16 protein-coding genes and 2 tRNA genes are annotated in these 16,447 nt (G+C 72.6%); 9 read left to right on the forward strand and 9 right to left on the reverse strand.

Going from position 1 to position 16,447, the window contains the following annotated elements:
- Window positions 1-78 precede the first annotated feature (78 nt).
- The 8 genes from FM125_RS04755 (at window position 79) to asd (ending at window position 6,897) form a co-directional block, all read left to right on the forward strand.
- Entirely contained in the window at window positions 79-1,089 is a 1,011-nt protein-coding gene (locus FM125_RS04755) for an NUDIX hydrolase (RefSeq protein WP_087133807.1), read from the forward strand.
- Between the two features lie 135 nt (window positions 1,090-1,224).
- A complete protein-coding gene (locus tag FM125_RS04760; RefSeq protein WP_067188497.1) occupies window positions 1,225-1,581 on the forward strand; it encodes a GNAT family N-acetyltransferase in 357 nt (118 codons plus the stop codon).
- A gap of 171 nt (window positions 1,582-1,752) precedes the next feature.
- Window positions 1,753-3,501, forward strand: coding sequence for a hypothetical protein (locus tag FM125_RS04765; RefSeq protein ID WP_087133808.1), 1,749 nt, complete (start codon window positions 1,753-1,755; stop codon window positions 3,499-3,501).
- Entirely contained in the window at window positions 3,498-3,893 is a 396-nt protein-coding gene (locus FM125_RS04770; RefSeq protein ID WP_067188501.1) for a GntR family transcriptional regulator, read from the forward strand. The genes FM125_RS04765 and FM125_RS04770 overlap by 4 nt, the downstream gene beginning before the upstream one ends.
- Before the next feature lie 64 nt (window positions 3,894-3,957).
- Entirely contained in the window at window positions 3,958-4,779 is an 822-nt protein-coding gene (locus FM125_RS04775) for a thymidylate synthase (RefSeq protein ID WP_087133809.1), read from the forward strand.
- Window positions 4,780-4,883: 104 nt separating this feature from the next.
- Window positions 4,884-5,408, forward strand: a complete 525-nt coding sequence (locus FM125_RS04780) for a dihydrofolate reductase (protein WP_067188586.1) — start codon at window positions 4,884-4,886, stop codon at window positions 5,406-5,408.
- A gap of 60 nt (window positions 5,409-5,468) precedes the next feature.
- A complete protein-coding gene (locus FM125_RS04785) occupies window positions 5,469-5,705 on the forward strand; it encodes an NF038396 family protein (protein WP_067188506.1) in 237 nt (78 codons plus the stop codon).
- A gap of 16 nt (window positions 5,706-5,721) precedes the next feature.
- Window positions 5,722-6,897, forward strand: a complete 1,176-nt coding sequence (gene asd / locus FM125_RS04790) for an aspartate-semialdehyde dehydrogenase (RefSeq protein ID WP_087133810.1) — start codon at window positions 5,722-5,724, stop codon at window positions 6,895-6,897.
- A 246-nt stretch (window positions 6,898-7,143) separates the two neighbouring features.
- On the opposite strand, the gene FM125_RS04795 is transcribed toward asd, so the two are convergent.
- The 7 genes from FM125_RS04795 to FM125_RS04825 form a co-directional block, all read right to left on the reverse strand.
- Window positions 7,144-8,316: a UDP-N-acetylmuramate dehydrogenase gene (locus FM125_RS04795; RefSeq protein WP_087133811.1), complete on the reverse strand. Its 1,173-nt coding sequence runs from the start codon at window positions 8,314-8,316 to the stop codon at window positions 7,144-7,146.
- A complete protein-coding gene (locus FM125_RS04800) occupies window positions 8,313-8,831 on the reverse strand; it encodes a MaoC/PaaZ C-terminal domain-containing protein (RefSeq protein ID WP_087133812.1) in 519 nt (172 codons plus the stop codon). Before FM125_RS04800 ends, FM125_RS04795 begins: the two co-directional genes overlap by 4 nt.
- Window positions 8,828-9,289, reverse strand: coding sequence for an FAS1-like dehydratase domain-containing protein (locus FM125_RS04805; RefSeq protein WP_067188515.1), 462 nt, complete (start codon window positions 9,287-9,289; stop codon window positions 8,828-8,830). Before FM125_RS04805 ends, FM125_RS04800 begins: the two co-directional genes overlap by 4 nt.
- A 41-nt stretch (window positions 9,290-9,330) precedes the next feature.
- Window positions 9,331-9,633 (reverse strand): hypothetical protein, encoded by a 303-nt coding sequence (locus FM125_RS04810; protein ID WP_087133813.1) that lies wholly within the window; start codon window positions 9,631-9,633, stop codon window positions 9,331-9,333.
- Window positions 9,634-9,862: 229 nt separating this feature from the next.
- A tRNA-Met gene (locus tag FM125_RS04815) sits at window positions 9,863-9,936 on the reverse strand.
- Window positions 9,937-9,998: 62 nt separating this feature from the next.
- Window positions 9,999-10,070 (reverse strand) — tRNA-Thr (locus FM125_RS04820).
- Window positions 10,071-10,178: 108 nt separating this feature from the next.
- The gene (locus tag FM125_RS04825; RefSeq protein ID WP_087133814.1) at window positions 10,179-12,464 is read right to left on the reverse strand and encodes a DEAD/DEAH box helicase; all 2,286 of its coding nucleotides are present in this window, start codon (window positions 12,462-12,464) and stop codon (window positions 10,179-10,181) included.
- A gap of 291 nt (window positions 12,465-12,755) precedes the next feature.
- Between FM125_RS04825 and FM125_RS04830 the strand changes: the two genes are divergently transcribed.
- Window positions 12,756-13,415 (forward strand): hypothetical protein, encoded by a 660-nt coding sequence (locus FM125_RS04830; protein ID WP_067188520.1) that lies wholly within the window; start codon window positions 12,756-12,758, stop codon window positions 13,413-13,415.
- 161 nt (window positions 13,416-13,576) lie between these two features.
- On the opposite strand, the gene FM125_RS04835 is transcribed toward FM125_RS04830, so the two are convergent.
- Window positions 13,577-14,785, reverse strand: a complete 1,209-nt coding sequence (locus FM125_RS04835) for an amidohydrolase (RefSeq protein WP_070638564.1) — start codon at window positions 14,783-14,785, stop codon at window positions 13,577-13,579.
- Window positions 14,786-15,220: 435 nt separating this feature from the next.
- On the reverse strand, window positions 15,221-16,432 hold the full coding sequence (locus tag FM125_RS04840) for a cystathionine gamma-synthase (RefSeq protein WP_087133815.1): 1,212 nt from the start codon (window positions 16,430-16,432) through the stop codon (window positions 15,221-15,223).
- Between the last annotated feature and the right edge of the window lie 15 nt (window positions 16,433-16,447).

Consider the following 16,447-nt stretch of genomic DNA (forward strand, 5'->3'; position numbering starts at 1 on the left):
CCTTGAGCCGACGGTTCCGTGGCCCAGGCCGTCGTAGGATTCCACGCCCGGGACCGCCCGCAGACCGAACGGAGCACCATGCCGACGTCGCAGACCGCCCTCACCGCCGCGCGCGCCACCGTGGGACACCACGTTCCCGCGCCCCGGGCCGAGGTGCTGGCCGCCGGTGTCCTGCCCTGGCGGACCGGCCCGAGCGGCCTCGAGGTCATGGTCATCCACCGCCCCCGCTACGACGACTGGTCCTGGCCGAAGGGCAAGCTCGACCCCGGGGAGACGCTGCCGGAGTGCGCCGTCCGCGAGGTCCGAGAGGAGACCGGCCTGCGCGTGGCCCTGGGCATCCCGCTGGCCGTGACCCGCTACGAGGTCATGAACCGCGGCGGCAAGCCCGGAACCCGCCCCAAGGAGGTCTGGTACTGGGCCGCCGAAGCCGGCCGGCAGAAGGGCCAGGCCGACGGAGACGAGGTGGACGAGCTGCGCTGGGTCTCCCCTGCAGCCGCGCGCCGTCTGCTCACCAACGCCACGGACCGTCAGCCGCTGGACGCCCTCGAGGCAGCCTACGGCGAGCGCCGCCTGCGCACCGTCCCCCTGGTGCTGCTCCGGCATGCCAAGGCCAAGCCCCGCTCCTCCTGGTCCCGCGCCGAGGAGGACCGGCCGCTCGCCGCCACCGGCCGCCGTCAGGCGCTGGCCGACCGGCGGCTCCTGACCGCCTGGGCCCCGGAGAAGCTGTTCTCCTCCCCGTGGCGCCGCTGCGTGGAGACGCTCGCACCGCTGGTGAAGGACACCCGCCTGCCCGTGAAGTACAAGGCCTCCCTCACGGAGGCCGGCGCCAAGGACAACCCGAAGAAGACCCGGCGCGTGATGCGTGGCCTGCTGGAGAAGCGCCGCGCCCTGGTGGTGTGCTCCCACCGACCCGTGCTGCCGGAGCTGCTGCAGGAGATCGAGGCGATCACCGCGCACCCGGACGTACTCAAGGCCCTGCCCGCCGAGGACCCGTACCTGCGCCCCGGCGGCGTGCTGGTGGCGCACCAGGGCCTGAACCAGGGCGGCCGCGTGGTGGCACTGGAGTGCTACGACCCGGCGGACGGTTGACGGGACACCGTCCGGCGTGGTGGCCGCCGGCGGACGGTTGACGGGGCCGCGGCGCCTCCGGGCGGCCCGGCGTGGTGGCCGCCGGCGTGCCGCCGACCGTTGAGTCGCGCGTCACAGGCGGTCTAGTCTTCACGCATGGACACCGTGAACCGCCCCGAACTGATCGTCCACGACCGCCTGAAGCTGACACGCGACCCGGACCGCGGCCGCTTCGAGCTGCGCCAGGACGACACCTTCATCGGCTTCGAGGGCTACACCGTGGACGAGATCCCCGCCGAAGACGACGCCCAGGGCCAGGCCCGCACCGTGGTGCGCCTGCAGCACACGATCATCGACGAGGCCTACGGCCGGAAGGGCTACGCCCGCGCCCTGGTGACGATGGTCCTGCAACGGCTGGCCGCCGAGGGCGAACAGATCGTCCCGGAGTGCACCTACGTGCAGCAGTACCTGGCGCGCTACCCGGAGTTCCGCGAGCTCGTCTACGAGGGCTGAGTCCTCGGCTGCCTCCGCGACGACGGCCGCGCACCTTGGCTGTGTGCGCGGCCATCGTCGTGTCCGGACCGTGACGCCCCGCCCCCTTCCGCATGTATCAATGTGTTGATACATTGATACATAACAAGGTGGCGTCGACGGGGCGCCGCAGACCGGAGGGAGTGACCGACCATGCAGCTGTTCCTGCTGACCTCGCTGTTCGGGGTCGCCGTGTCGATCGCCGTCGTCTACGCGGTGATCCGCCTGTTCACCAACAGCGCGCAGCGCGACCCGCTCCAGGCCGCCCGCTCCCACGGCATGGTGACGGCGCTCATCGCCCTGTTCGCCGCCACCGGCTCAGGACTGACGAGCCTGGTGTTCGTCGAGGATCCGCCCTGGGCCGCGGGAGCATCCGACGCCCCTGCCGGCCCAGGCGCCTTCCCGGTGTCCGCGGTGCCGTTCGACGTCGGCTTCAACGCCCTGGCCCCCGTCCTCTGGCTGCCAGTGGTCTACTGGATCGCCCAGCGCACCTGGCCGACCCCGGTCGCCCCCACCCGCAGCGCACGCCTCACCGCTCGGTCCTGGCGGGAGTACCTCCCACCCCGTCTGACGATCGTCACCGGCGTGGTCGCACTGGTCTCCGTGGCCGCCGCCCTGATGCTCCTGCCCACCGACGGCCGGCCGCTGACGACGGCCGACACGGGCGTCAGCGGCCCGGACGGGATGTCCGAGACCTTCGTGCGGGACCCGGGTGTGCGCAGCGGCGCGCTGGTGACCCCGTGGCTGCTCGGATTCGTGCTCCTGGCCTGCCTCTGCGGCGCACTGGCGGTCGCCGCCGTCGTCCGCCGGCGCTCCCTCTCAGGGCTCACCCCGGCCCAGGACGACGCCGTCCGGCACGTGGCCGTCAACCGCATCCTGCGCACTCTGACCGTCGTCCTTCTCTCCGTGCCCGTCGCCGTGGACAACGCCTTCGGGTCCCAGGAGCCGAACCGGATGGGGCCCTTCACCGTCTGGTCGCTGGCCGCGGTCTTCGCTGTGGCCCTGGCGATGCTCGTGTGGACCTCGCCCCAGGTGAGGGTGCTCCGTCAGGACGCGGCGCACCACGTGTACGAGGACGCCACCGGGGAATGGGTGGAGGTCCCCCGCGGCCCCGGCACCCTGAGCGATGTCATCCAGCTGCGCCACACGGCCGCCGCGGTCGTCCTCCCGCTCGCCGCGCTGACGACGGTGGCGATGTTCGTGCTGCCGATGCAGGCCTCCCTGGAGGGCTCCGCCGTCGGGTCGCCCGTCCTCTTTGTGCTGGCGGCGTTCGCCCCCCTGTCCGTGCTCTGGGTCGGCTACCTGCTGGCCGAGTTCGTGCTGCGCATGAAGCACACCGACCGCACCGCCACCGCCCGCACCCGCGGCGTCCGCGCCTCCACCTGGCGCGTCGTGCTCTTCGGCGTCGTCGCCACGGCCGGTCTCGTGGCCGTCGGCTGGGCCGTCCGGGAGGAACGCGCCCTCGCCCGCGTCGGCGTCGACGCAGTCCCGCTGGCCGTCGCCATGCTGTCCGCCCTCCTGGTGATCGGGGTGCTCACCGCGATCGGCGTGCGGGTCTGCCTCCGCCGCCACCCGCTGACCCGCACCTCCGCGCTCATGGACCGCCGCATGCGCCGCCGCACCGCGGACCGCATGGTCGGCATCGGCACCACCGGCATGCTGATGGTCTTCGCCACCGCCGTCGGCCAGCTGGTGATGCCCATGTCCGTCGCCCCGCTGCTGTACCTCCTCGCCGTCATCCCCGCCCTGCTCCCCAGCACCTCCCTGGTCCGTCCGATCGGCGACGCCCAGGACCCGGCCGACGGCTCGGACGGACCAGAGGACGGAGGCCACCGGCCGTCGTCGGGAAGGCCCGAGGCGACCGGAGGGCCGGTGGCCGCGGGAGCGGAGGCGCGCCGATGAGCCACCCCGTCTCCCCACAGCCGCCGGCCGGCCCGGCCGAGATCGCCATCGACCTGGAGTCCGCGACGCCGCCCTACGAGCAGGTGCGTCGGCAGATCTCGGTGGCCGCCTCCTCCGGGGCACTGCCGCCGGGCACCCGGCTGCCCTCGGTGCGCGCCCTGGCCGCGGACCTGGGCATCGCCCCCGGCACCGTGGCCCGCGCCTACAAAGAGCTCGAGGCCGCCGGCGTGGTGGTCACCGCAGGACGCCGCGGCACCGTGATCGCCGAGGACGCGCCCGCCACCGAGGCGGCGGCCGTGGTGGCCGCGCTGCGTCAGGCCTCCGCCCTGGCCCGCGGCGCCGGCTGGGACCGGAGCCGCTGGGAGCGGGAGGCCGGGCGCGCCTGGGGCTGAAGGCCTCCAGGGTTCCCGGAACCGCCGGAATCAGCCGATTCTGCGGACTCGCTACGATGGTCCGGTGACCATTCCGACCCCCTACGAGGACCTGCTCGCCGAGGTGCTGGCAGACGGCGCCCTCAAGGGCGACCGCACCGGCACCGGCACGCACAGCGTGTTCGGCCGGCAGCTGCGCTTCGACCTGGCCGACTCCTTCCCGCTGATCACCACCAAGCGCGTCCACTTCAAGTCCGTGGCGCTCGAGCTGCTGTGGTTCCTCCGCGGCGACTCCAACGTCCGTTGGCTGCAGGAGCGCGGCGTGCGGATCTGGAACGAGTGGGCGGACGAGAACGGTGACCTCGGCCCGGTCTACGGCGTCCAGTGGCGCTCCTGGCCCACGCCGGACGGTGGGAGCATCGACCAGATCGCGAAGGTCGTGGAGTCACTGCGGACGAACCCGGACTCACGCCGGCACATCGTCACCGCCTGGAACCCCGCCGAGGTGGAGGACATGGCCCTGCCCCCGTGCCACGCGCTCTTCCAGTTCTACGTGGAGCCGCCGCAGGACGGCGGCCCCGGACGGCTGTCCTGCCAGCTCTACCAGCGCTCGGCGGACCTCTTCCTCGGGGTCCCGTTCAACATCGCCTCCTACGCCCTGCTCACCGTGATGATGGCGGAGCAGACCGGCCTGCGCCCCGGCGAGTTCGTGTGGACCGGAGGCGACTGCCATATCTACGCCAACCATGTAGACCAGGTCCGCGAGCAGCTGAGCCGCGAGCCCTACCCGTACCCGCGGCTGCGCCTGACCCGCCGCCCCGAGTCGATCTTCGACTACGCCTACGAGGACATCGAGCTCGTCGACTACCGCCACCACCCGACCATCACGGCGCCGATCGCCGTCTGAGCCGCCCTCCCCGAGACCCGCAGGACCACAGGAGCATCCGCAGCACCGTGAACGACGCCGCCCACCACCGCACCTCCCCCGCCGGCAGCCCCAGCCGCATCGGCATGATCTGGGCCCAGAGCCCGGACCGCGTCATCGGCCTCGACGGGGGCATGCCGTGGCACCTGCCGGAGGACCTGAAGCACTTCAAGGACCGCACCCTGGGCCACCCCGTGGTCATGGGCCGCCGCACCTGGGAGTCCTTCCCGGAGCGCTTCCGGCCGCTGCCGGACCGCACGAACATCGTGGTCTCCCGCACCCTGGACGCGGACGACGCCGCCGGGGACGCCGTGCGCGCCACCGGCGCCGTGGTGGCCGCAGACTTCGGGGCGGGTCTGCACGCGGCCTCCGAGGCCGACGGCCTGGACCTGGTCTGGGTCATCGGCGGCGCCACCCTGTACGAACAGGCCCTGGACGTGGCCACCCTCGCCGAGGTCACCGTGATCGACACGGACGTCTCCGGCGATGCCCATGCCCCCGCCCTGGACGCCCGCTGGAGACTCACGCAGGCCGACCCGTCCCCGGACGGCTGGCACACCTCCGCCGAGGGCCTGCGCTACCGCTTCGAGCGCTGGGAGCGCCCGGCCTGAGCCGGACGTCACGTCTGCTCTCCGCATTCCGTCCGTGCACCCCGTCGAGAAGGAGCATCCATGAGCCCCACCCCGACCTCCCAGAACGACCCCAAGCCGTTCTTCGACAAGGACATGCTGTCCTTCCTCGCGCTGATCGCCTTCCCGATCCTGGCGCTCGTCTCCGCCGTCTTCGGCCTGATCCTCGTGGTCCAGGGCCACATCCTCGGCGGCCTGGTGTTCCTGCTGGTCCTCACCCAGGCCTTCGCCATCGGCGGTCTTATCGTGTGGACGCGCCGACGCCGCCCGCGGGACTGACGGATACGGTGGAGGCATGACCGTCCACGCACAGACCGCCGCAGCCCCCGCCGATGCCGCCGCCCTGCCCGCCGTGGGCCTGGTGGGCTGGCGCGGCATGGTGGGATCCGTCCTCATGCAACGCATGGGTGAGGAGGGCGACTTCGCCCGCATCCACCCGGTCTTCTTCTCCACGTCGAACGCCGGCGGCACCGCCCCGGCCTTCGCCGGCATGGACGGGGACCCCGGCACCCTCAAGGACGCCTATGACGTCGAGGCGCTCAAGGCCCTGCCGATCATCGTCAGCACCCAGGGCGGCGACTACACCAAGGCCGTGCACGGCACGCTCCGCGCCGCCGGCTGGGACGGCCTCTGGATCGACGCGGCCTCCACCCTCCGCATGGAGGACGACGCGATGATCGTCCTGGACCCGGTGAACCGTTCCGTGGTCGACGCCGCCCTGGAGGCGGGCACCAAGGACTTCGTGGGCGGCAACTGCACCGTCTCCTGCATGCTCATGGGCCTGGGCGGCCTGTTCACCGCCGGCCTCGTGGAGTGGGGCACGGCCATGACCTACCAGGCGGCCTCCGGCGGGGGCGCCCGCCACATGCGCGAACTGCTGAACCAGTTCGGCGCCCTGCACGGCGAGGTCGCCGGAGAGCTGGAGGACCCGGCCTCCGCGATCCTCGAGATCGACCGGAAGGTGATCGAGCTGCAGCGCTCCGGCCGCCTGGACGCCAGCCAGTTCGGTGTCCCGCTCGGCGGCTCGCTCATTCCCTGGATCGACTCGGACCTGGGCAACGGCACCTCCCGCGAGGAGCTCAAGGCCTACGACGAGACCAACAAGGTCCTCGGCCGCACCGGCGCGGATCGCATCCCCTTCGACTCCCTCTGCGTGCGCGTGGGCGCCATGCGCTCGCACTCCCAGGCCCTCACCCTGAAGCTCACGAAGGACGTCCCGCTGGACGAGATCGAGCAGATCATCGCCGAGGGCACCGAGTGGGCCAGCGTCGTCCCGAACGACAAGGAGTCCACCGTGGCCGAGCTGACCCCGGTCGCGGCCACCGGCACGCTCCGGATCCCCGTGGGACGCCTCCGCAAGCTCACCATGGGCCCCGAGTACCTGTCCGCCTTCACCGTGGGCGACCAGCTCCTGTGGGGTGCCGCCGAGCCGCTGCGCCGCATGCTGATGATCGCCACCGGCAACCTCTGACGCTCCCCGCACCGGAGCGTCCATCCGAAGGGACGACGACGGCCGGTCACCTTCCGCGGAAGGCGACCGGCCGTCGTCGCGGGTACGCCGTAGGCGCCGAACCCTCTGGCTCGCCGAACCAGAGACTCTGGCCCCTTCAGGCGACGCTGAACCCACCAAACCCTCTGGCTCGCCGAACCAGAGACTCTGGCCCCTTCAAGCACGGTCGAAGCAGCCGAAGCTTCTGGTTCGGCGCAGGGCGGGGGTTCAGAGGGAGGTGCCGATGATCATCGGTTCGGCGTGCAGCTCGACGCCGAAGCGCTCCTTCACACCGTCCCGAACGGTGCGGGCGATCGTGAGGATGTCCTCGGTGGAGGCGTCCCCGCGGTTGGTGATCGCCAGGGTGTGCTTCGTGGACAGGGAGGCACGGCCGCCGGCCAGGCCCCGCCCGTCCGCGCCGCGGCCGTCCACCTCGCCCTCACCCGGGACGACGTCCGGCAGGCCGAAGCCCTTCTTGAATCCGGCGTGGTCGATCAGCCAGGCGGCGGAGAGCTTGACCAGTTCGGTGCCGTCCTCTGCGTGGCCGACGCCGAACGCCGGGGCTCCCTCCGGCAGGCGGGCGCGCACGGAGGCCGGGACGATCGGATTGGTGAAGTAGGAACCGGTGGACCAGGTGTCCCGGTCCGCGGGGTCGGACACCATGCCCTTGGAGCCGCGCAGTGCCAGCACGTTCTCGCGCACGGTCGCCAGCGGGGCGTGGGTGCCCTCCTCCACGTCCAGGGCCTTGGCGAGCTGGCCGTAGCGGACCGGGGCCGTGGCCTCGGCGCCGTGGGCGGCACGCAGCAGCTCCAGGTCGATGGACAGCACGATCCAGCGCGGGGACGGGGCGCCGCCGGCGGTCATGGAGCGCTTGATGATGGAGTCGCGGTAGCCGAAGCGCAGGTCCTCGGCGCCGAGCTCCACGACCTGCCCGCACTCGCGGTCCAGGGCCCGGACGGAGCGCAGCACCTGGGAGATGTCCGCGCCGTAGGCGCCGACGTTCTGCACCGGGGTGGCGCCGGCCGATCCCGGGATGCCGGACAGGGCCTCGATGCCCGCCAGCTCGTGCTGCACGGACCAGGCGACGGCGTCATCCCACACGTGGCCTGCGGCGATGCGCACGACCACGGCGGTGCCCTCGGCACCGGCATCCGCGTCCCCGGAGAGGACCTCGATGCCGGTGAAGGCCATCTGCACCACGGTGCCGTCGAAGCCGGCGTCCGCCATCAGGGTGTTGGAGCCTCCGCCCAGGACGAACAGGGCCTCCCCCGCGGCGTCCGCGGCGGTGATGGCCTGGACGGCCTGCGCCTCGGTCTCGGCGCGGACCCAGTTCCTGGCCGCACCGCCGACGCCGGTGGTGGTGTGGTCCGCCAGGCGGCGGCTGGTGGTCGGCTCGCTCACGCGGCCTCTCCCTTCGGCAGGGCGACGACGGCCTGCGCCTTGGTGAGCGCGCGGGCGTCGTCGCTGCTGGTGACGGTGACCGCCAGGTCGATGCGGGCGGTCCCGGCCTCCGGGTCGACCTTGCCGACCTTGCCGGTGACCTGCAGGACGGCGCCGGGGACGCAGGAACCGTCCTCCGCGAGCCGACCGGTGGTGTCCTCGACCGGGACCATGGCGGTGAAACGGGTCTGGTAGTCCACCACCCGGGCCGGGTCGCCGACCCAGTCGGTGACCAGCTGCACCGCGGTGCCCATGGTGAGCATGCCGTGGGCGATCACGCCCGGCAGGCCCACGGACGTGGCGAAGGACTCGGACCAGTGGATCGGGTTCAGGTCTCCGGACGCGCCGGCGTAGCGGACCAGGTCCGCGCGGGTCAGGTGCACAGTGCGGGTGCCGATCACGGCGCCCTTCTCCAGGCCCTCGAGCTGCGGGGCCGGGACGGCCTGGGCGTGCGCAGCGGTGTTCTCGGTGCTCATGCGTCGGCCTCCTCGTCGTCCGCACGGACCAGCAGGGTGGAGGTCACGGTGCTCAGCGGGGCACCGGCACCGTCCACGATCTCGGTGACGGTGGTGACCATGGAATTGCCGCCGAGCTGCTTCACGGAGGCGATGGACACCGTGGCGGTGACCTCGTCCCCCGCGGTCAGCGGACGGGTGTGGGTGAAGCGCTCCTCAGCGTGGACCACACGGGAGAAGTCGATGCCGACCTCCGGATCCTCCACCACCGCGGCCTCCGCGCGCTGGGCGACGACCACGGCGAAGGTCGGCGGGGCCACCAGGTCCGCGTGGCCGAGGGCGCGGGCGGCCTCGACGTCGTGGTGGGCCGGGTGCGTGGCCTGCACGGCGGCGGCGAATCCGCGGATCACCTCACGGGACACCTGGTAGGGCTCGGCCGGCGGGTACTGCCGGCCGGCGGCCTCGGGGTTGACGCTCATGCGCTCCTCCTCGTCTGACGGTTCGCGGGCGCTGATTCAGCCTACCGGCGGGAACCGCGCGCGCCACCGTTCCGTGCGACGTCGCGGGCCGCACGGTTGCGGGCGGCGTCCCGGAACCGCACCGTCTGCGCGGTGAGGTGGCAGAGGACGCCCGCACCGAGGATCGCCAGCGCGGTCCAGGACAGCGGCAGCCGCTCGGTCAGGGCGCCGACGACCGCCAGGACGATGCCCACGAGGAACAGGGCCGAGCCGGTCAGGACAAGGCGGCGGTAGAGGTGCGAGCCGTTGTCCCACATGCCGGCCATGCCGGTGGACTGCGGACGGTGCTGCTGGGAAGAGGGCATGCCCACGAGTCTACGAGGCACCGGCCGGCGCGGCAGGGCGACCGGCGCTGCGCCCGGGGTGCCGCCGCGGCAGGACGTCCGGGAGCGCGACCGGGGGGGTGCCCGGGCGGGTGCCTCAGCACCGGAACCGGCCCCAAGACGCTCGTAGACCACGAAAGCCCGGGCCACCGCGAGAGGCCCCGAGACGACGAGAGGGCCCGGCCTGTCGGCCGGACCCTCTCCGATGCGGTAGCGGCGGGGGGACTCGATCCCCCGACCTCACGATTATGAGTCGTGCGCTCTAACCAGCTGAGCTACGCCGCCACGACATGAGAACGCCCGTGCTTCCAGCGGATATGTGCCGAAAGAACGGGCTCCCATGTCAGAGCCCCGACCGGGAATCGATCCCGGGACCTCCATCTTACCAAGATGGCGCTCTACCACTGAGCTATCGGGGCAACGAGATGAAACTCTATCAGCGCGCTGCGCAGAGTTCCAAATCGCCTGCGGCGTCCCGGCGGACGGTCCTGACGGCCCCGCCCGGCCGGATTCCGATCAACGCACGATCAGCGCTGCGGGCGGCGGCCGAAGCGCTTCGGACCGGAGCCGCGTCCACCCTTGCTGCCGCCGAATCCACCGCGTCCGCCCTTGTCAGAGCCGAACCTGCCGCGGCTTCCACCGCGCTTGCCGTGGTCGGCTCCGCCGCGGCGGCCGCCGTCGCGACCCCACGAGTCATCGCCGCGGCCGCGGCCGTCCCGGCCGTCGCCGGCACCCCGCTCGCGGCGCCGGTCCGCACTCCAGCGGGGCTTCTTCCCGGTGTGATTGTCCTCACGGTTCCTGCGGGCTGAAGGGTGACGGCCGTCGTCGCTCCCCTCCTCGCGCTCGCCGCGACCCCGGCGCTCGTCGCGTTCGGCACGATCGACGCGTCCGCCGCGGTCACCGCGGTCGAACCGGTCCTGGCGGCCACGGCCGCCACGGGGACCGCCGTGGCGGCGGCGCGGGCCGTCGTCGTGCCTTTCCGCGCGCTCGGCGCGGGTCGGACGGCCGGTGTCCAGGCGCAGGCCCAGGGGCCGGCCGTTGACCTCGGCCCGGGCGCCGGCCTCCAGCTGCTCCGGGGTGAGGTCCTTCGGCAGCTCGACGAGCGCGTGGTTGCCGCGCAGGTCGATGGCGCCGATGGCGTTGCCGGGCAGGCCGACCTCGTTGGCCAGGGCGCCCACGAGGTGGCCCGGCTTCACGCGGTCGTTGTGGCCCACGCCCACCCAGTAGGTCGCGTTGCCGGCCGCCGGCTCGCGGCGCGGGCCGCGGGAGCCTCGGCCGTCGCGCTCGCCGCGCTCCGGACGGTCTCCGCGGTCCCGGTCACGGCGGCCCTTGCCCCCGAACGGCGGCAGGTCCGGCTCCTCGGCCAGCAGCGGGCGGCCGTCCTGGACCATCATCGCGATGGCGGCGGCCACACGGTCCGGCTCGGCCTCGTTCCGCTCCACGTAGTCCACCACCATGTCCCGGAACACCGCGAGGTCCTCGTCCGCGGCGGTCTCGAGGGTGGCGGTGATGCGGTCGGCGAAGCGGGCCTTGCGGGCCTCGTTCACCTGGGCGATCGAGGGCAGCTGCATCTCCTCCACCGGCTTGCGGGTGGTCTTCTCGATCGAGCGCAGCAGGTAGCGCTCGCGCGGCGTGATGAACAGGACGGCGTCGCCGGAGCGGCCCGCGCGGCCGGTGCGGCCGATGCGGTGCACATAGGACTCGGAGTCGTGCGGGACGTCGTAGTTGACCACCAGGGAGATGCGCTCCACGTCCAGACCGCGGGCGGCCACGTCGGTGGCCACGAGGATGTCCACGCGGCCGGCCTTGAGGTCCTCCACGGTCTTCTCGCGCTGTTTCTGCGCGATGTCGCCGGAGATGGCCACCGCCTTGAAGCCGCGCTCGTTCAGGCGGCGGGTGAGGTCCTCGGTGCCGGCACGGGTGCGGACGAACGCGATGACGCCGTCGTGCTCCTCGGTCTCCAGGATCCGGGTGAACGCCTCGAGCTTCCACTGGTGGCCCACGATGAGGCAGCGCTGGCGGATGGTCGCGGAGGTGGTGGCCTGACGGGCCACCGCCACCTCCTGCGGGTCGTTCAGGTACTGCGCGGAGATGCGGCGAATGGCCGGCGGCATGGTGGCGGAGAACAGGGCGGTCTGCTTCGTCTCCGGAGTGGAGGCGAGGATGCGGTCCACCTCCTCGGCGAAGCCCATGCGCAGCATCTCGTCCGCCTCGTCCAGCACGAGGGTCTGCAGCTGGGACAGGTCCAGGGAGCCGCGCTCGAGGTGGTCGATCACGCGGCCCGGGGTGCCGACGACCACCTGGGCGCCGCGGCGCAGGCCGGCCAGCTGCGGGCCGTACGGGGAGCCGCCGTAGACGGCGAGCACGGAGACGTCGTCGATCTGCTGGGCGTAGGTGTCGAAGGCGTCGGCCACCTGGAGGGCCAGCTCGCGGGTCGGGGCGAGCACGAGCACCTGCGGGGCGTCGGCGCGGCCGTTCACGTCGGCGGACTCGGCCAGGCGGGACAGCACCGGCAGGGCGAAGGCACCGGTCTTGCCGGTGCCGGTCTGTGCCAGGCCGACCACGTCTCGGCCCTCCAGGATCAGCGGGATGGTCTGCTCCTGGATCGGGGACGGGGCGGTGTAGCCCAGCTCCTCGATCGCGGAGAGCACACGGGCGTCCAGGCCGAGGTCGATGAAGGACGTGCCCTCCGGCTCATCGGCCGGGACGGCCTCGGCAGCGGCATCCGCTGCGCCGGAGTCCTCGACGGTTTCGGCGGCGGTCTGGTCCGGGCGGACCTCGTCGTCGAGCGGGGTGTTCGGGGTGTGCGTCATGGCGGTCTCCTCTGTGTGGGGACGCGCAGGCGGACGCCGGGCCCGCTCCGGTCGCGTCTCGGAGTCGGTGCGGCGCTGCGCTGCTGGGGTGGAAACAAGGTCGGCCGGTCAGATCGGCACGTACCCCCACGGCGACGACGTTCGTCGCCTCTCAACACATCTGCGCCCTTATCAGCGCACACCGGCGTGGCATCACGCGTCCACGCTCACTCATCACAGGGGGAGAGTCCGGAACCGGAGTCCCCAGTCTATGCGCCCGCACCGGACCGGACACCCGTTAGGCTCGATTCCGTGGCAGAGAACACCAACGACCACCGTTTCGCCCGCGCCGCCGGACGCGCCGCCCGCGCCTTCCGTGAGCAGCAGCGGGCAGACAACGAGCGCCTCGCCGAGCGCCGCGTGCAGGAGCGTCAGGCGGACGAGACGCGCCTGGCCGAACGCCATGCGGCCAAGGAGCGCGCCCTGGACGAGCGCGACGAGCTCGAGGCCGGCCGCGTCCATCCGCTGCTGGGCCTGGCTCGCAAGTGGTGGACGGCGGCCACGCTCATCATCTTCGGCCTGGCCGCGGTGTTCCTGTTCAACGGCCTGCGCGCCCAGCGCGAGGGCGGCCCGGTCGTGGACCTCACCACGGGCATCGAGTCCGTCGGCGTGCTCGGCGGCGCCACGGGCCAGTTCGCCCTGGCCGGATTCGTCGCCGTGATCGGCCTGTTCACCCTGTGGGGCACCATCGCCCTCTACCGCCGGCGGGCGTCCGCCGTGAACACGCTCACCACCCTGGCCGTGCTGGTGGGCGTGCCGTCGCTGGTGCGCGGCAACGCGCTGCTGCTGATCATGACGGCCCTGTTCATCATCGGCGCCGTGCTCGTCTGGCTGCCTCCGGTCAAGTCCCGTCTGCGCAAGGGCAAGACGGCCCGGGCCGCCGAACGCGCTGCCGACCGCGTCGTCCGCTGACCTCTCCCCCACGCACGGACGAAGGGCGGGGTCGCCGTATTGGCGGCGGACCCCGCCCTGCGTCTGCACCTGCTTTCCGACGACGGCACCGCACCCTGGGTGCGTCCGTCGCCGGGGCCGGTGAGGACCCGTCGCCGACGGCAGGGCGAGGCGGAGCCGGCTCAGTCGAGCGGGGGACGGGCCGCGGCGATCTGCGGGGCGTGCGTGACGTCGTCGTACTCCATGACCTGACGGCCGCCGATCCACACCCGACGGGCGCGCTGCATGACGTCCAGCGGGTCACCGGACCACAGGACCAGATCCGCGTCCTTGCCCTCGGCCAGTGACCCGAGGCGCTCGTCCAGGCCGAGGACCTTCGCCGGGTTGATGGTGATCGAACGCAGCGCGGTCTCCCGGTCCAGGCCCTCCTTCACGGCCAGGGCGGCCTGGTAGACGAGGAAGTCGATCGGGATGACCGGGTGGTCGGTGATGATGCTGATCTCCACGCCCGCGCGGGCCAGACGGCCCGGGTTGCGCAGGGAGCGGCCGCGCAGCTCCGGCTTGGACTTGGTGGTGAACAGCGGGCCGATCAGCACGGGGATGTTCCGCTCGGCGAGGGTGTCGGCGATCGGGTGGGCCTCGGTGCCGTGGTCCAGGACGAGGTCGTAGCCGAACTCGTCGGCCAGGCGCAGGGCGGTGGCCACGTCGTCGGTGCGGTGGCAGTGCTGGCGCCACGGGATCTTCTTCTCCAGCACCAGGGCGAGGGCCTCCATGTGGGGGTCCTTGGCGAACGGCTTGCCGGACTCCTCGGCCTCGGCGCGGCGGGCCATGTAACCCTGGGCCTCCATGAAGGCCTTGCGGATGACGTAGGCGGTGCCCAGGCGGGTGGAGGGGGTGCGGTTCTTCTCCTTGTAGACGTTCTTCGGGTTCTCGCCGAGGGCGGACTTCACCCCGGCGGGGCTGCGCAGGACCATCTCGTCCACGGTGCGGCCGTGGGTGTGCATGGCCACAGCCTGCCCGCCGATCGGGTTGCCGGAGCCCGGGTTGACGTTCACGGTGGTGACGCCGCCGGCGAGCGCGTCCCGGAAGCCGGGCTCGTTGGGGTCCACGGCGTCGAGGGCGCGGACGCCGGCCATCACCGGGTCGGTCATCTCATTCACGTCCGCGGTGGAGCCGACCTCCCCCTCGGCATGCATGCCCAGGTGCACGTGGGCGTCCACGAAGCCGGGCAGCAGCCACTGGCCCTGGCAGTCGACGGTCTCGGCGCCGGCCGGGACCGGCACGTCCGGGCCGAGCGCGGTGATCTTCCCGTCCTCGACCACGAGGGTGCCGTCGAACGGCTCGGTCTCGATCGGGACGATGTGTGCATTGGTGAAGGCGAGGGTGCTCATGCCCTCCACCGTAGCGAGGAAGGATGATTCCCGAGCGCTCGATCCGATCCCCCAGCGCTCGTTCCGATCCCCCGGCGCTCGATCCGGTTCCCCGGCACTCGTTCCGATCCCCCAGCGCTCGTTCCGATCCCCCAGCGCTCGTTCCGATCCGGAGCACGCGAGGCATGCTCCGGATCGGATCGAGGCCTCGGTGGCCCCGGGGTTCCGAACGGGGCGCAGGCAGCCCGGGCGAAGGGCGCCAGCAGCCCGGGCGAAGGGCGCCAGCAGCCCGGGCGAAGGGCGCAGGCAGCCCGGGCGAAGGGCGCCGGCAGCCCGGGCGAAGGGCGCCAGCAGCCCGGGCGAAGGGCGCCAGCAGCCCGGGCGAAGGGCGCCGGCAGCCCGGGCAGCCCGGACAGAGTGCCCGGGCAGCCCAGGGAGAGTGCCCAGACAGCCCGGTCAGAGTGCGGAGATGGCCCGGTCCAGGTCGTCGATCAGGTCGGCGGCGTCCTCGATGCCCACGGACAGGCGCACGAGGTTGTCCGGGACAGCCAGCTCGGTGCCGGCCACGGAGGCGTGTGTCATCTCTGCCGGGTAGTTCATCAGGGACTCAATGCCGCCGAGCGACTCGGCCAGCTGGAACAGGCGGGTGGACTCGGCCACCTGCTTGGCCGCGGCCGCGCCGCCGGTGAACTGCACGGACACCATGCCTCCGAAGCCGCGCATCTGGCGGGCGGCCAGCTCGTGGCCGGGGTGGTCGGCCAGGCCCGGGTAGAGCACGCGTTCCACGCCGGGGCGGCCCTCCAGCCATTCGGCCACGGCCTGGGCGTTGGCGGCGTGGCGGTCCATGCGCACGCCCAGGGTCTTCAGGCCGCGGGTGGTCAGGTAGGCGTCCCACGGGCCGTTGACGGCGCCGGCGGCGAACTGCTGGAACTTCACGCGCTCGGCGAGGTCCGCGTCCGGAATCACCAGGGCGCCGCCGATGACGTCCGAATGGCCGCCGATGTACTTGGTGGTGGAGTGCACCACCACGTCCGCGCCGAGGGCCAGCGGGGTCTGCAGATACGGCGTGGCGAAGGTGTTGTCCACCACCAGCAGGGCGCCTGCGGCGTGGGCCACGTCGGCGATCGCGCCGATGTCCGAGACCTTCATCATCGGGTTGGAGGGGGTCTCCAGCCACACCAGCACCGGACCCTCGGCCTTCGCGGCGTCCACGGCCGCGGCGACCGTGGCCGCGTCCCCCATGTCCACCACGGCGTGCTTGACGCCCCACTTGGCCAGGACCTTGGTGATCAGGCGGTAGGAGCCGCCGTACACGTCGTTGCCCATCACGATCGTGGTGCCCGGCTCGGCCGCGCCCATGATCAGCGCGGTCTCGGCGGCCAGGCCGGAGGCGAAGGTCAGGGCGGTGGCCTGCGGCGCACCGTGCTCGTCCACGCCTGCCTCGAGCGCGGCCAGCTGCTCCTGCAGGGCGTCGCGGGTCGGGTTGGTGCCGCGGCCGTAGTCGTAGCCGCGGCGCAGCTGGCCGATCTTCACCGGCGCGTAGGTGCTGGACAGGTGCACCGGCGGCACCACGGCGCCGAAGACCTCGTCCAGGTGCTGTCCTGCGTGGACGGCGCGGGTGCCGAAGCCCTGCTCGCGGGCGGAGTCCTTCTGGGTGTTCTCGCTCATGTGCTCCATCCTCTC

This window comes from Micrococcus lylae (assembly GCF_900163825.1).
GTDB classification, from domain to species: domain Bacteria; phylum Actinomycetota; class Actinomycetes; order Actinomycetales; family Micrococcaceae; genus Micrococcus; species Micrococcus lylae.

What these genes read in the sequence shown, in the direction of transcription:
- FM125_RS04755 (WP_087133807.1), top strand. Translation starts at nt 79, where the DNA reads ATGCCGACGTCGCAGACCGCCCTCACCGCCGCGCGCGCCACCGTGGGA.
- FM125_RS04810 (WP_087133813.1), bottom strand. Translation starts at nt 9,633, where the DNA reads ATGCCCTCTTCCCAGCAGCACCGTCCGCAGTCCACCGGCATGGCCGGC.
- asd (WP_087133810.1), top strand. Translation starts at nt 5,722, where the DNA reads ATGACCGTCCACGCACAGACCGCCGCAGCCCCCGCCGATGCCGCCGCC.
- FM125_RS04760 (WP_067188497.1), top strand. Translation starts at nt 1,225, where the DNA reads ATGGACACCGTGAACCGCCCCGAACTGATCGTCCACGACCGCCTGAAG.
- FM125_RS04840 (WP_087133815.1), bottom strand. Translation starts at nt 16,432, where the DNA reads ATGAGCGAGAACACCCAGAAGGACTCCGCCCGCGAGCAGGGCTTCGGC.
- FM125_RS04770 (WP_067188501.1), top strand. Translation starts at nt 3,498, where the DNA reads ATGAGCCACCCCGTCTCCCCACAGCCGCCGGCCGGCCCGGCCGAGATC.
- FM125_RS04765 (WP_087133808.1), top strand. Translation starts at nt 1,753, where the DNA reads ATGCAGCTGTTCCTGCTGACCTCGCTGTTCGGGGTCGCCGTGTCGATC.
- FM125_RS04780 (WP_067188586.1), top strand. Translation starts at nt 4,884, where the DNA reads ATGATCTGGGCCCAGAGCCCGGACCGCGTCATCGGCCTCGACGGGGGC.
- FM125_RS04835 (WP_070638564.1), bottom strand. Translation starts at nt 14,785, where the DNA reads ATGAGCACCCTCGCCTTCACCAATGCACACATCGTCCCGATCGAGACC.
- FM125_RS04805 (WP_067188515.1), bottom strand. Translation starts at nt 9,289, where the DNA reads ATGAGCGTCAACCCCGAGGCCGCCGGCCGGCAGTACCCGCCGGCCGAG.
- FM125_RS04800 (WP_087133812.1), bottom strand. Translation starts at nt 8,831, where the DNA reads ATGAGCACCGAGAACACCGCTGCGCACGCCCAGGCCGTCCCGGCCCCG.
- FM125_RS04785 (WP_067188506.1), top strand. Translation starts at nt 5,469, where the DNA reads ATGAGCCCCACCCCGACCTCCCAGAACGACCCCAAGCCGTTCTTCGAC.
- FM125_RS04825 (WP_087133814.1), bottom strand. Translation starts at nt 12,464, where the DNA reads ATGACGCACACCCCGAACACCCCGCTCGACGACGAGGTCCGCCCGGAC.